Source organism: Paramagnetospirillum magneticum AMB-1 (assembly GCF_000009985.1).
Lineage (GTDB): Bacteria > Pseudomonadota > Alphaproteobacteria > Rhodospirillales > Magnetospirillaceae > Phaeospirillum > Phaeospirillum magneticum.
Window position 1 is genome coordinate 3,197,927 of the sequence record NC_007626.1, and the last position, 14,094, is coordinate 3,212,020.

10 protein-coding genes are annotated in these 14,094 nt (G+C 69.1%); 8 read left to right on the forward strand and 2 right to left on the reverse strand.

The genetic code is table 11. The features are described 5' to 3' along the window. Positions 1-22: 22 nt before the first annotated feature. Both AMB_RS14940 and AMB_RS14945 read right to left on the reverse strand, forming a co-directional pair. Positions 23-1,504: a hypothetical protein gene (locus AMB_RS14940; RefSeq protein WP_148207427.1), complete on the reverse strand. Its 1,482-nt coding sequence runs from the start codon at positions 1,502-1,504 to the stop codon at positions 23-25. A 147-nt stretch (positions 1,505-1,651) separates the two neighbouring features. Beyond that, positions 1,652-2,536 carry an AEC family transporter gene (locus tag AMB_RS14945; protein WP_011385347.1) on the reverse strand — a complete coding sequence of 295 codons (885 nt, stop codon included), beginning with the start codon at positions 2,534-2,536 and terminating at the stop codon, positions 1,652-1,654. A 144-nt stretch (positions 2,537-2,680) separates the two neighbouring features. Between AMB_RS14945 and AMB_RS14950 the strand changes: the two genes are divergently transcribed. The 8 genes from AMB_RS14950 (at position 2,681) to AMB_RS14985 (ending at position 14,032) form a co-directional block, all read left to right on the forward strand. Next, positions 2,681-3,259, forward strand: coding sequence for a TetR/AcrR family transcriptional regulator (locus AMB_RS14950; RefSeq protein WP_011385348.1), 579 nt, complete (start codon positions 2,681-2,683; stop codon positions 3,257-3,259). Further along, positions 3,252-6,650, forward strand: a complete 3,399-nt coding sequence (locus AMB_RS14955; protein WP_011385349.1) for an acyl-[ACP]--phospholipid O-acyltransferase — start codon at positions 3,252-3,254, stop codon at positions 6,648-6,650. The genes AMB_RS14950 and AMB_RS14955 overlap by 8 nt, the downstream gene beginning before the upstream one ends. Then, positions 6,643-7,812, forward strand: a complete 1,170-nt coding sequence (locus AMB_RS14960) for a hypothetical protein (RefSeq protein ID WP_011385350.1) — start codon at positions 6,643-6,645, stop codon at positions 7,810-7,812. Before AMB_RS14955 ends, AMB_RS14960 begins: the two co-directional genes overlap by 8 nt. Positions 7,813-7,879: 67 nt before the next feature. Beyond that, positions 7,880-10,486 carry a DUF2339 domain-containing protein gene (locus AMB_RS14965; RefSeq protein ID WP_011385351.1) on the forward strand — a complete coding sequence of 869 codons (2,607 nt, stop codon included), beginning with the start codon at positions 7,880-7,882 and terminating at the stop codon, positions 10,484-10,486. After that, a complete protein-coding gene (locus AMB_RS26480; RefSeq protein WP_011385352.1) occupies positions 10,483-10,920 on the forward strand; it encodes a tetratricopeptide repeat protein in 438 nt (145 codons plus the stop codon). The genes AMB_RS14965 and AMB_RS26480 overlap by 4 nt, the downstream gene beginning before the upstream one ends. 336 nt (positions 10,921-11,256) lie before the next feature. After that, positions 11,257-11,730, forward strand: a complete 474-nt coding sequence (locus AMB_RS26485) for a class I SAM-dependent methyltransferase (protein ID WP_050750727.1) — start codon at positions 11,257-11,259, stop codon at positions 11,728-11,730. A 203-nt stretch (positions 11,731-11,933) separates the two neighbouring features. After that, the gene (locus AMB_RS14980) at positions 11,934-13,142 is read left to right on the forward strand and encodes a citrate transporter (protein ID WP_043744687.1); all 1,209 of its coding nucleotides are present in this window, start codon (positions 11,934-11,936) and stop codon (positions 13,140-13,142) included. Next, on the forward strand, positions 13,139-14,032 hold the full coding sequence (locus AMB_RS14985; protein ID WP_043744689.1) for an ROK family protein: 894 nt from the start codon (positions 13,139-13,141) through the stop codon (positions 14,030-14,032). The genes AMB_RS14980 and AMB_RS14985 overlap by 4 nt, the downstream gene beginning before the upstream one ends. Positions 14,033-14,094: the final 62 nt, after the last annotated feature.

A 14,094-nucleotide genomic window follows, 5' to 3' on the forward strand; every position in this document is an offset into this window, starting at 1 on the left:
GCGGCCCCCTCGCCCTTGATGGTCAGGCAAGGATGCCCTTCTGTTCGGGCCGGGGCGTGATGGAGACCACATGCAGGCCGCGATCCAGATTCCAGCTGCCGCCTCCGACGGCCGCCGCGGCGATCTTCATGTCGGGCTGGCGGATGAACGGGGTGACGGCGATCTCCGCCTCGACCCCGCCGCCGGTCATGACGAAGCGCCCCGGCTCGGCCACGTCCACATACAAGGTGACCGCGTCAAGCAGGTTGAAGCGCCGGGTCCAGGCGGTGCCGGGAAGCAGGCGCAGGGCCGAACTGGCTACCACCCGCTCGGTCCCGCCCCCCATCTCGGTCAGGATGGCGCCGAGATCGGCGTCGTCCTCGCCGGTCCCCGGACGCAGCGCCGAGATGAGATAATCGCCGGTGGCGCTGAAGGTATAGACGCGGCTGCTGAGATAGTGCTGCAGCACATAGGATTCGCCAGGAGCGCGCTCCACCGTCACCAGACGCTGGGTGCTCCCGTCCATATTGCCGATCTCGGCCACCGGCTCGCGCGCGGTCTTGTCCAGGGCGACGTGATCGCCCGGCTGGGGATGGCCATCGGCATAGCGCGCCACATCCAGGGCGGCGCGGCCGGCTTGCGGCAGCTCCAGCCGGAAATAATTGGCGGTCTTCGGCACCAGCCAACGGTCGAAGCCGAACGGCCCGGTGACCATCTGGCGCCGCACCGCCGCCGGCAGGGAGGGAATGCCCCAGCGCAGGTGGAACGGCTTGTCCCCCGCCCCATCGGTCCAGGCGGCACCGGGACCGCCATAGGCCACCACCAGATAGAGTCCGGGATTGAGATCGGCCACCAGACGGCGCAGGGCCAGGGGGCGGCCGGGAACCGGCTCGATGGTCTCGGCCACCGGAGCGGCCTCCACCAGCCAGGTGCCGTCCTTCCACAGGCGCAAATCGGCGAGGTGACGTCCGGCGGCCTCCAGGAACACCTGACGCCGCGCCGTTACCTCCAGCCAATAGGAATGCTGTTGCAAATCGCCCAGCTCGGCCGAGAGGGTCCGCAGTTCCTCCAGCCGGGGCGGCGTGGCGCCGCTCAGGTCCTCGAAGGGCCGGACCTGCAGTTCGACAGGGGTTTCCGCCTTTTGCGGGGCGGTCAGGATGGCCTTGTGAGACCCTGGCCCGAGAAACAGGTCGACCCGGCCGTCGCGCTTGCCCGCCACGCCGTCCTCGGCGCCGGGACCGGCCATGCGGTCGACCAGTTGCAGCGCGGTGCCGTGGGGGCTGACGGCGGCCACGGCATAGCGGCCGAACCGCTCCACCGAGAACAACCGGGCAGAGGACACCAGACCGGGCGCCGCCGGCTGCGGCGCGGCGGCTTCGCCCTCGGCCACGCTGACGGACGGCATCCCCAGGCCCGGCTCGGAATCCTGGGCTGCGGCGGGCTCGGGCGGTGCCGCCGTGGGGACCGGCACGGGCCAGTTGATCCAGGCCAAAGCCATGGAGGCGGCCGCGACCAAGGCCAGCAAGCCGGCCACTCCCCGAGATCCGCACGTCGCAGTCCTGGCCATCCCCCCCCCCCTGTCACCGGCGGCCAAGATGCTACTATGAGCCCCCTTGAATGCCAATCACCCTAACGGAATGATTGTCCGGCCGATACAGGGGGAAAGCCACCCTCAGGTGACGAAGGCCACCAGGAACGGCAGCCCCACCAGGGCCAGGGCCGTTGAGGTCAGGACCATGCCGGCCACCTCCTCGGGCTGGTTGTCGTACATCACCGCGAAGAGGTAGTTGAACACCGCCACCGGCATGGCGCTTTCGATGATCACCACGCCGCGCTGGATGCCGTCGAGATTGAACAGAAAGGTGGCGACCACCCAGCCGCCCGCCACTCCCATGCCCAACCGTGCCACCGCCATGGCGACGGATCGGCCCAGATTGGCGGCTTTCAGCTTGGCCAGGGCCACCCCCAGGGCGATCAGCATCAAGGGGACCGCCATGCCTCCGGCCAGGGAGGTGGTATTGGCGATCCAGCGGGGAATGGGAACCTCGTACCCGCCCAGCAGCAAAGCCACCACCACGGCGTAGATCAGCGGCGTCCTGGCCATGGCGCCCAGCTGGAAGCGGCCCGAGGCCACCGCCGGACCCAGAGTGAACTGACCGATGGTGGTGACGGCGAAGAACACCGTGGCCAGCGCCAGCCCGCGATCGCCGAAGGCGAACAGACAGACCGGCAGACCGAGATTGCCGATATTGGGAAACACCAGCGACGGCAGATAGACCCGGAGCGGCATGCCGGCCAGCTTCAGCCCGATGAAGGCGACAAGCGCGAACAGGCCGAGACAGGCCAGGGTGGCCTGGACCATCAGCCCGGCCTCGGCAAAGCTGATCCGGGTAGTGGTGAAGGTGGAGAACACCAGGCACGGCGCCGCCACCAGGGTCATCAGATTGGTCACCAGCCCCTGGTCGAAGGGATAGCCTCGCTTTTCCCAGATGAAGCCCGCCGCGGCGATCAGGAAGACCGGCGCGACCACGGCGGCGAGGCCGGAAATAAGCTCCATGCGTCGATCCTCTTCTGCGGTGGCGCAAGGGACACTTGATATGGCCCGGGCTGGCCAAGTCAACGGAAAGCCGATGCCGCCCGTTGACAGATCCGAGGCACCGGCCTAATGTGAGTAAATGTTCACTCACTAGAGGCGCTGACCATGCGGGACGGAGCCGGGACGAAACAGAAGATCCACGAGACGGCCTTGCGACTGTTCGTCGACAAGGGCGTGCCCCAGACCACGGTGCGCGATCTGGCCAAGGCGGCCGGCATCGCCGAGGGCACGCTGTACCGCCATTACGCCTCCATGAACGATCTGATCTGGGAGCTGTTTTCCAGCAACTACACCGCCTTCGCCCACCGGCTGACGGCGGCCCAGTCGGACCGGGAGGGCTTTGCCGCCCGGCTAGAGGCCATCATCGCCGAGTTCTGCCGCTTCTTCGATGCCGAGCCGGTGCTGTTTCGCTTCCTGATGCTGGTCCAGCATCAGACCCTGCCCCGCGTGGCCAATGACGACGACAATCCGGTGGAAATCGTCCATCGCCTGCTGGCCCAGGCCGAGCAGGCGGGAGAGATCCCTTCCCGCCCGCCCGGCCTGGCCGCCTCCCTGGTCCTGGGCCTGGTGCTGCAGCCGGCCTTCGCCCTGGTCTACGGACGCCTGGACGCGCCGTTTTCCCAATATGCCCCTGCCATCACCGCCGCGGCCCTCGCGGCGCTCGGGAGTGCCGATCATGCATGACGGTTCCTTTCACCTGCTGCGTTGTCGCCGTTTCCTGCCGCTGTTCGTGGCCCAGTTCCTGGGGGCGGCCAACGACAACGTCTTCAAGAATGCCCTGGTGATCCTGATCGTCTACCGGCTGGGCGAAGGCATGGCCCTGGCACCGCAGATCCTGGTGACGGTGGCGGCGGGGCTGTTCATCCTGCCCTTCTTCCTGCTCTCGGCCACCGCCGGGCAATTGTCCGACCGCTTCGAGAAAAGCGGCCTGATCAAGCTGGTGAAGCTGGCCGAGGTAGGGGTGGCGGCGCTCGGCCTGTGGGCGCTGGTGGCATCCAGCGTCCCGGCCATGCTGGTGGTGCTGTTCGGCTTCGGAATCCAGGCCACCTTCTTCGGCCCGCTGAAATACGCCGTGCTGCCCGAGCATCTGGCCGAGCACGAACTGGTGGGCGGCAACGCCCTGATCGAGGGCGGCACCTTCATCGCCATCCTGCTGGGCACCGTGGCGGGCGGGCTGCTGATCCTGACCGAGAATGGCGTGGCCCTGGTCTCGGGACTGATGCTGATCCTGGCCGTGGGCGGTTTCGCCGCCAGCCTGATGCTGCCCAAGGCGCGGGCGGGCAATCCCGGCGTACGGGTGTCCGCCAATATCATCGCCGAGACCTGGGCGGTGCTGGGGCTGATCAAGGGGCGGCGCGACCTGTTCTTGTCGGTGCTGGGCATTTCCTGGTTCTGGCTGATGGGCGCCACCTTCCTGGCCCAGTTCCCCGCCTTCGCCAAGGACGTGCTGGTGGCCGACCAGCATGTGGTGACCCTGCTGCTCACCGTGTTCTCGGTGGGCATCGGCATCGGCTCGGTGTGGTGCGGCCGCCTGCTGAACGGCGAGATTTCCGCCCGCCACGTGCCCTTCGCGGCGCTGGGCATGACCCTGTTCTCCTTCGACCTCTACTTCGCCAGCGCGGTGCCGGCGGCGGCGGGCCAACTGGCCACCATCGCCGAGTTCCTGACCCATCCCGGAAGCTGGCGGGTGCTGGGCGACCTGCTGGCCATCGCCGTGTGCGGCGGCGTCTATATCGTACCGCTCTACACCATCCTGCAGACCCGCAGCGATGCCGACAGCCGGGCTCGCGCCGTGGCCGCCAATAACGTGATGAACGCCGCCTTCATGGTGCTCTCGGCGGTGGCCGGGGCGGGCATGCTGGCCCTGGGCTTCTCGGTGCCCCAGGTGTTCCTGGTCCAGGCCGTGGCCAATCTGGTGGTGGCCGTCTACATCTGCGGCCTGCTGCCAGAGGCGGTGCTGAAGGGCGTGTTCGCCTGGGTGCTGCGCCGCGCCTACGGGGTGCGCATCCAGGGGCTGGAGAATCTGGCCGGGCTGGGCGACAAGGCGGTGATCGTGGTCAACCACGTCTCGTTCCTGGACGCGGTGCTGATGGCCGCCTTCCTGCCCGGACGGCCCACCTTCGCCATCAACACCTATGTGGCCAAGGCCTGGTGGGTGAAGCCCTATCTGTCGGTGATCGACGCCTTCCCCATGGACCCCACCAACCCCATGTCCACCAAGGGGCTGATCCACGCAGTGCAGTCGGGCCGCACCCTGGTGATCTTCCCCGAAGGCCGCATCACCGTCACCGGCGCCCTGATGAAGATCTACGAAGGCCCCGGCATGATCGCCGACAAGGCCGACGCCCCGGTGGTGCCGGTGCGCATCGAGGGCGCCCAGTACACGCCGTTCTCGCGCCTCAAGGGCAAGGTGCGGCGCAAGCTCTTCCCCCGCATCACCATCACCATCCTGCCGCCACGCCGCTTCGAGGTCCCGGCCGAGATCAAGGGCCGCGCCCGGCGCAGCCGCATCAGCGCCGCCCTCTATGACGTGATGTCGGGCATGATGTTCGAGACCACGCCGCGCCAGCGCACCCTGTTCCAGGCGCTGCTGGAGGCAAGGCGCCGCCATGGCGGCTCGGCCCTGGCGCTGGAGGACATCAACCGCAAGCCGCTCAGCTACACCCGCACCATTGCCGGCAGCTTCGCCCTGGGGCGCGAACTGATCGGCGGGACCGAGTTGGGCGAGGTGGTGGGCCTGATGCTGCCCAACACCAACGCCGCCGCCGTCAGCTTCTTCGCGCTGCAGGCCTGGGGTCGGGTTCCGGCCATGCTGAACTTCTCCACCGGCACCGGCAATGTGCTGGCCGCCTGCGAGGCGGCGGGGATCAGGACGGTGATCACCTCGCGGCGCTTCATCGAGCAGGCCCGCCTGTCCGCCCTGGACGAGGCCCTGGCCGCCAAGGTCCGCCTGATCCATCTGGAGGACGTGGCCCCACGGGTGAGCAAGCTCTACGGCCTGTTCGCCGCCTTCGCCAAGCGCCCGGTGGAGCGCCAGCCCGAGGACCCGGCTGTGGTTCTGTTCACCTCGGGCTCGGAAGGCACCCCCAAGGGCGTGGTGCTCAGCCACGCCAACATCCTGGCCAATTGCAACCAGTTGGCCGCCCGGGTGGCCTTCACCCCCCAGGACATGGTGTTCAACGCCTTGCCGGTGTTCCATTCCTTCGGCCTGACCGGCGGGCTGCTGCTGCCGGTGCTGGCGGGGCTGAAGGTATTCCTCTACCCCAGCCCGCTGCATTACCGCATCGTGCCCGAGATGGTCTACGACACCAACGCCACCATCGTCTTCGGCACCGACACCTTCCTCACCGGCTATGCCCGGGTAGCGGCGCCCTATGACTTCTACTCGGTGCGCTATGTCTTCGCCGGGGCCGAGAAGGTCAAGGACGAGACGCGCCGCGTGTGGATGGAAAAATTCGGCATCCGCATCCTGGAAGGCTATGGCGCCACCGAGACCGCGCCGGTGCTGGCGGTCAACACCCCCATGCATTGCAAGGCGGGCACCGTCGGCCGCCTGCTGCCCGGCATCGAATCGCGGCTGGAGCCGGTTCCCGGCATCGACGAGGGCGCGCGGCTGTCGGTCAAAGGCCCCAACGTCATGCTGGGCTACATGAAGGTCGACAAGCCCGGCGTGCTGCAGCCGCCCGAGGACGGCTGGTACGACACCGGCGACATCGTCACCATCGACGATCTGGGCTATGTGCGCATCGTCGGCCGCGCCAAGCGCTTCGCCAAGATCGCCGGCGAGATGGTCTCGCTGGGCAGCGTGGAGAATGCCGTCGCCGCCCTGTGGCCGGGCAACCAGCACGCGGTGATCGCCATTCCCGACGAGAAGAAGGGCGAGCAGCTGGTCCTGGTCACCGACCGCGCCGACGCCGCCCGCCCGGCCATCCTGGAACACTTCCGCGCCCAGGGACTGGGCGAGCTGCTGGTGCCGCGCAACCTGAAGGTGGTCGACAAGGTCCCGGTCCTGGGCACCGGCAAGACCGATTACGTGGCGGTCAAAGCGTTGGTGGAAGGGGGCGGCCATGTTTAGGCTGAGCCGGCGCGCCCTGCTGGGAATGCTCGGCGCCCTGCCGGCGACCAAAGCCCTGGCCGCCATGCCCGCCGCCGCCGGGCAGGTCCCGCTCGATCTGGTCCGCGGCATCCATATCGACGCCGCCGACCCCGCCGGGATCTGGGCCGAGATCGCCCAGCCCGACGATGCCGAGGCCATGCGGGGACTGGTCGCGGCCATCATGGCCGACGTCCGCCGCAAGCCGTCGTGGTCCCTGGGCTGGAGCCTGGCCACCAAAGTCGCCTATCACGCCATCTACAGGCCCTTCGGCCTCTACATGGACGAAAGCGACTATTTCGCGGGACTCCTGGGACCGGAGCTGGTGGCCAAATCCGACATGGCGGGGCTGCAGCGGCTGTACACCCTGGCCCATGCCGGCTGTTCCTCGGTGATGGCCTGGGACGAATCCCTGGGGCGCATGGTCCACTTCCGCAGCCTGGACTGGCCGTCGGCCGCAGCCATCGCCAAGGCCACCCGCATCTACCAGGGCACCAGGGCCGACGGGACCAAGGCCTTCTCGGCGGCCGGCATCCTGGGGATGTCCGGGCTGCTGACGGCGGTGAAGCCGGGCTTTTCCGTGGCCATCAACTTCGCGCCGTGGAGCGGAACCTCGTTTTCGCTCAATGCCGACCCCACCTTCCTGGTCCGCCAGCTGATGGCATCGCCCACCGCCAGCTACCACGACGCCTTCCGCCTGATCGAGGCCTGGCGCCCCGGCGCGCCGGTGTTCATCAGCCTGTGCGGCGTCGCGAAGGGAGAGGCCTGCGTCTTCGAGCTCGGCTCGGCCAGAGACCAGCAGACCGCCTGTAATCTCCGCCCCATGGGAGAGCACCCCTACCTGATTCAGACCAACCACTTCGACGACGCGGGTCCCTTCGCCCGCCACAACAAGCCCCAGGTTCTGAGTGCCCCGGATGCCGCCGCCTGGGACGGGCTGACCATCCTGGAGACCTCGGTGGCCCGGCAGGCCGTGCTGGAACAGGCTTTGGACGAGGCCTTCGCCGGTTCCGCCGCGCCGGACCTTGCCGCCGCCCTTCGCCGCGCCTTCGCCCGTCCGCCGGTCTGGAACCACGAGACGGCGCAATGGGTGATGATGGTTCCGCAATCGGGCGAGCTTCAGGCCTGGGTGCGGGAGGCCTGACAACCGGGGACTGGCCCCGACGCCCAAGGCCGCGTAATCTTCCGGTCGAAGAGTGGGGGGCCGGAACATGTTCATCCTGACATTGATTGGAGGGCTTCTGGTCCTCGGATTCGTGGTCGGCCTGCCCGTGGCGGCGCTGTCCGCCCGCTCCCTGGCGCTGCGGCTCGAACGCGAACTCAAGGGGGTCAAAGGCCGTCTGGCCGAGGTCGAGGCGCGGCTGGCCGAACTGCAGCGGCCGCCGGAAGCCCCCCCGGCGGAGGCGCCACCACCAGAGCCGGTGACGGTGGTGGTCGCGGCCCCGCTCCTCCCCATCGCCGTGGATGTTCCGCGCCCCAAGCCGGCGAAGCCCATGGGGACCGAAAAGGCCCTGACCGAGCGCTGGCTGGTGTGGCTGGGCGGCATCACCCTGGCGCTGGGCGGCGCCTTCCTGGTCAAGTTCTCGGTGGAGCAGGGCCTGCTGGGACCGGCGGTGCGCGTTTCCCTGGGGGGACTGACGGGACTGGCGACCATGGTGCTCGGCCATGTCCTGGCCCGCACCCGAATCGCCGACCGGACCTGGCATCTGCCCTCCGTCCTGGTGGGGGCCGGCGCCTCCATGGTGTTCGCCAGCCTGTTCGCCGCTTATGCCCTTTACCACTTCCTCGATCCCATGCTGGCCTTCGCCGGCTTGGGCCTGGTGGCGGCGGCCACCGTGCTGCTGTCGCTGGCCCACGGCCCCTTCGTGGCCATGCTGGGGCTGGCCGGCGGCTTCGCCGTGCCGCTGCTGGTGCGCACCTCGGAGCCCAATGCCCTGGGGCTGTTCGCCTATCTGCTGGCCCTGGCGGCGGGCACCCTGGCCCTGCTGCGCTGGCGGCAATGGTGGTGGCTGGCCTGGATGACCCTGGGCGGTACCGCCGGCTGGGTCCTGCTCTGGCTGATCACCGCCTACCGTCTTGGCGACGAGTTGGTCCTGGGAGTCTTCCTCGCCGCCCTGGCGGCGCTGTTCGCCGCCTTCCGCCTGGGGATTCCGGCCGTCCCGGCCTTCGCGCAACGCGCCGAGGCCCCCATGGTCCGCCAAGTGATCCTGGTGGCGGGGGGCGTCATCGCCGCGACGGCGCTGGCGGTGACATCCGTGGCCGATTTCTCGTCCGCCTCCCTGGCCCTGCTGTTCGCCCTGGAGCTCGGCTATCTGGCCTTCGCCTGGCGCGACCAGGAGTTCGACCGGCTGCCCTATTTGGCCGCCGTCCTGGCCGTGGCGGTGCTGGCCTCCTGGGACGCCGGTCTGCCCGAGATCGGCCAGTTCACCGACATTCTCGGCCGCCCCCTGCCCCACGAGGCGGAACGCTTCGCCTGGGTCGCGGCCCTGTCGGCCGCCCTGTTCGGGGCGGCGGGCTTCGCGGCGGCGGAGCGCGCTCAAAGGCCGCCCCGCTGGGCGGCGGTCTCGGTCGGAGCCCCGCTGGCCATCCTGGCCGCCACCTACTGGCGCCTGCATTCGACGGCCGGGGGCTGGCTGTGGACGGGTGGCGCCCTGGCCTTGGGTCTGGCCTTCCTGCTGGCCGCCGAGCGGATCAGCCGGCGGCGCGGCGAGGACGGCATGGACGGTGCCCTGGGCGCCTACGCCGTCGGCGTGGTGGGCGCCATGGCCCTGGCGGCGACCATCGCCTTCGAGGAGGCCTGGCTGACCGTCACCCTGTCCCTGCTGGTGGCGGGAACCGCCTGGATCGAGTCCAGATTGCGGATCGCCGATCTGCGCAAGGTCGCCCTGGTCCTGGCCTGCGTCATCCTGGTCCGCCTGGGGCTCAACCCCTATGTCCTGGATTACCACATCGCCGGGCCCTCGGCCTTCAACTGGCTGCTGTACGGCTACGGCATTCCGCTGGCCGCCTTCCTGGCCGCCGCGCGGCTGTTCCGCTCGTCGGCCGACGACGTGCTGGTCCAGGTGCTGGAAGCCGGGGCCATCGCCTTCGCCGTCCTGCTGGTCAGCCTGGAAATCCGCCATCTGATGGCCGGCGGATTCGGGCCGGGCGCGGGCTATTCCCTGACCGAGCAATCGCTGCACTCCATCGCCTGGCTGAGCGGAGCGGCGGTGCTGCTGGCGATCCACCGGCGCGGCGGACGGCTGGTTCCCCTGCGGGGCGCCCAGGTGCTGGCGGTTCTGGCCACGGTACAGGTGGTGCTGCTCCAATCCCTGATGCAGAACCCGCTGCTGACCGGCGCGTCGGTGGGAGAGCGGCTGATTCTCGATCCGCTGCTGCTGGCCTTCGCCGCCCCGGCGGCGCTTTACGGCCTGCTGGCCCGGCTGGCGCCCCGCTCGCCGCCCTGGGACAAGCCGGCCTGCGTCGCCCTGGCCCTGGCCCTGGGCTTCCTGTGGGCCATGCTGGAGACCCGCCACGCCTTCGCCGGAGCCAATCTCCGCCTTGGCGCGGTGGGGCAGGCCGAGATGTGGGCTTATTCCGTCGTCGCCCTGCTGGGCGGCGTGGCGGTGCTGAGCGGCGGAATCCGCTTCGGCTCGGCCATCTTGCGCCACACCGGATTGGCGGTGGTGATGCTGGTGGTGGTCAAGGTGTTCCTGGTCGACCTGTCCCGGACCTCCGGCCTGTGGCGCGCCCTGTCCTTCCTGGGCCTGGGCGCGGCGCTGATGGGGATCGGCTGGCTTTATCGCCGCTTCGTGCGGCTGGAGGACACGACCCCATGAGCGAACTGGCCGAAGCCGCCGCGCTGGTGGCCGCCGGGCGGTTCGACGCGGCGCTGAAGCGTCTGCTCCCGATCCCCGAGGGCACGCCCGGCCTCGATGCCCTTTTGGGGGCGGCCCGGCTGGGGCGCAAGGAGGCCAAGGCGGCCCTGCTCCACCTCGCGCGCGCCGTGGCGCAATCACCGGACGACACCGGGCTGGTCCTGCAACTGGGCAAGGCCCATCTGCTGGCCAATGATCCCGGCACCGCCATCACCCTGTTCGAGGGATTGCCCGCCTCGCCCGCCCGGGACGAGGCGCTGGCCGGAGCCTATCGCCGCGATGCGCGCTTCGGCGATTGCGTCGGGCTGGTCGGGGCGGCCCAGGCCCCGTCCGACCAGATGCTGTTCGAAAGGGCCATGAGCCTGAACGGCCAGGCAATGCGGAGCAGGCCTTGAAATGCTGGGACGGGCTGATCGCCCGCGCTCCGGATCTGGCCGCCGCCTGGTATGGCAGCCATGGCCCGGCCCAGGACCTTCTGGGCTGGGAAGAGGCCGAGCGCCGCCTGGAGCGCGCCGCCGCCTGCCCCAAGGCCAACGGCCGCTACGAGGCCCTGGCGGCGGCCTATGACGTGCTGGCCGGGCGCCCGGCCCGCCTGTTCGGCCCCAAGCACGGCCATGTGGTGAAGTCCGCCGCCGCCCTGGTGCCCCATCTGGCCCCGGGATGGCGGCTGTTCGGCATGACCGCGTCCCTGCTGGCCTGGGCGCTGGAGCAGGCGCCGGCAGCCCGGTCTGGTGCTGGAATTCGGGGTGCGGCGCGGCGCTTCGCTGGCGGTGCTGGCCGCCCATGCGGGGCAGGAGGTGCACGGCTTCGACTCGTTCGAGGGCCTGCCCGAGGGCTGGGGCGCCACCCATGCCGGCGTGCTGACCACCGGCGGCGCCCTGCCCGAAGTCGGAAACAATGCCCGACTGCATCCCGGCTGGTTCGAAGACACCCTTCCGGCCTTCCTGGAGACCCATTCCGGGCCGGTGCGCTTCGCCAATATCGACAGCGACATCTATTCCTCGGCCCGTACCGTGCTGTTCGGGCTGGCTGGGCGGATCGGCCCCGGCACCGTGCTGGTGTTCGACGAGTTCATCGGCAACCGCACCTGGATGGACGACGAATACCGCGCCTTCGCCGAATTCGCCGCCGCCCACGGGACGTCATTCCAGGTGATCGCCGTCAATCCCGCCTGCAAGCAGGTGGCCGTCCGCATCGAAGCCTGAACTGTCATCCCGAGGCGCAGGCCGAGGGATCTCCGCTTGGTGTCACGATTCCAGCACTGAAAAGTCTTGCCAGGATGAGATCCCTCCTCCTGATGGTCGTCGGGATGACCGGCCCATCCATATATCGATTTTGCCCCGGTCTGACGCTATGGTCATGGCAGACCGGGGCTGTAATCCGGCGAGGCAACAGGGATGGTGGCTCCATGACGATCTTCGGCATTCCGCTCGAATTCGTGCTGTTCGCGGCGACGCTGCTGGGCGTGGCGCTGCTGCACAATCACACGCTGTACGTGGGACTGGCCGGGCTGGGAACCATCTCGCTCTACAAGATCGCCGTGACCGGCTTCAAGACCGGAGCGGGGCTGGCCGGGTTCGCCGCCCATCTGGGTCACGAATGGGTGACCGTCGCCAACCTGTTCTGCCTGCTGATGGGCTTCGCCCTGCTGTCGCGCCATTTCGAGAAGAGCCACATCCCCGTGGTGCTGCCGAAATACCTGCCCGACGACTGGAAGGGCGGCTTCGTCATGCTGGTGATGGTGTTCGTCATCTCCAGCTTCCTCGACAACATCGCCGCCGCCCTGATCGGCGGCGCCATGGCCCACCAGTTGTTCCGCGCCAAGGTGCATGTGGGCTTCCTGGCCGCCATCGTCGCCGCCTCCAATGCCGGCGGCTCGGGCTCGGTGGTGGGCGACACCACCACCACCATGCTGTGGATCGCCGGCGTACCTCCGGGCCAGGTGTTCGAGGCCTATACGGCGGCCGGCGTGGCCCTGGTGATCACGGGGGTGATCGCCGCCAAGCAGCAGCACGCCTATTCCCCCATCCTCAAGACCACCCACGCCCACACCCATGTGGATTGGGGGCGGGTCGGCATCGTGGCGGTGATCCTGATCTCGGCCATGCTCACCAATGTGGTGGTCAACCTGTCGGCGCCGCAGATGGCGGATAAGTTCCCCTTCATCGGCGGCGCGGTGTGGATCGCCGTGGTGGCGACCATGAGCGTGCGCCGCCCCGACTGGGAGATCATGCCCGAGACCGCCAAGGGCTCGGTGTTCCTGCTGTCGCTGGTGCTGTGCGCCTCCATGATGCCGGTGGAGCAACTGCCCGCCGCCTCGGCCTTCACCGCGCTGCAATTGGGCTTCGTCTCCGCCGTGTTCGACAACATCCCGCTGACCGCCCTGGCCATCAAGCAGGGTGGCTATGACTGGGGCTACCTGGCCTATGCCGTGGGCTTCGGCGGCTCCATGATCTGGTTCGGCTCGTCGGCGGGGGTGGCGCTGTCCAACATGTACCCGGAAGCCAAGTCGGTGGGGAACTGGCTGAAGCAGGGCTGGCACGTCACCCTGGCCTATGTGGTGGGCTTCGCCGTGATGTGGGCCCTGGTCCCCTGGCGCCCCGACGGCCTGCCGTGACTCTTCGCATCGGCATCGATCTCGGCGGCACCAAGACCGAGGCCATCGCCCTGGACCTTTCGGGGCGGGAACTGGCGCGCCAAAGGGTCGCCACCGCGCGCGGCAGCTACGACGGCACCATCGCCACCATCAAGGGGCTGGTGGAGGGGCTGGAATCCCGCCTGGGGGCCGCGGCCAGCGTGGGCATCGGCATTCCCGGCACCATCAGCCCGCGCACCGGCCTGATCAAGAACGCCAACTCCACCTGGCTGATCGGCAAGCCCCTGGACCGCGACCTGGAAACCGCCCTGGGCCGTCCGGTGCGGCTGGCCAACGATGCCGATTGCTTCGCCCTGTCCGAGGCCACCGATGGCGCCGGCGCCGGCTTCGACACCGTGTTCGGGGTCATTCTCGGCACCGGAGTGGGCGGCGGCATCGTCGCCCATGGCCGCCTGCTGAGCGGTCCCAACGCCATCGCCGGGGAATGGGGGCACAATCCCCTGCCCTGGCCCGAGGATGCCGAGCGCCCCGGCCCGGCCTGCTATTGCGGCCGTTCGGGCTGCATCGAGACCTTTCTGTCGGGACCGGGCCTGGCCCGCGACCATGGCGGCGGACTGAGCGCCGAGCAACTGGCGACTTCCGACGATGCGGCGGCCGGGGCGGCGTTGGCCCGCTACGAGCGGCGACTGGCCCGCGCCCTGGCGGCGGTCATCAACGTGATCGATCCCCACGTCATCGTCCTGGGTGGCGGCCTGTCCAAGCTGGACCGCCTTTACCGCAATGTTCCGGCCCTGTGGGAGGGCTTCGTCTTTTCCGATCACGTGGATACCTTGCTGAGACCGCCGCGCCACGGGGATTCGTCGGGCGTGCGCGGTGCCGCCTGGCTATGGCCGGCAACAAATAATTCGTAGGTTCCGCGGTTGAATTGACCGAGGTCATGTGTCCGCCCCTTGTTGTTTCGCATTGTGGGAAA

Coding starts and splice junctions, on each gene's coding strand:
- AMB_RS14945 (WP_011385347.1), bottom strand. CDS start 2,536: ATGGAGCTTATTTCCGGCCTCGCCGCCGTGGTCGCGCCGGTCTTCCTG.
- AMB_RS14950 (WP_011385348.1), top strand. CDS start 2,681: ATGCGGGACGGAGCCGGGACGAAACAGAAGATCCACGAGACGGCCTTG.
- AMB_RS14955 (WP_011385349.1), top strand. CDS start 3,252: ATGCATGACGGTTCCTTTCACCTGCTGCGTTGTCGCCGTTTCCTGCCG.
- AMB_RS14960 (WP_011385350.1), top strand. CDS start 6,643: ATGTTTAGGCTGAGCCGGCGCGCCCTGCTGGGAATGCTCGGCGCCCTG.
- AMB_RS14965 (WP_011385351.1), top strand. CDS start 7,880: ATGTTCATCCTGACATTGATTGGAGGGCTTCTGGTCCTCGGATTCGTG.
- AMB_RS26480 (WP_011385352.1), top strand. CDS start 10,483: ATGAGCGAACTGGCCGAAGCCGCCGCGCTGGTGGCCGCCGGGCGGTTC.
- AMB_RS14980 (WP_043744687.1), top strand. CDS start 11,934: ATGACGATCTTCGGCATTCCGCTCGAATTCGTGCTGTTCGCGGCGACG.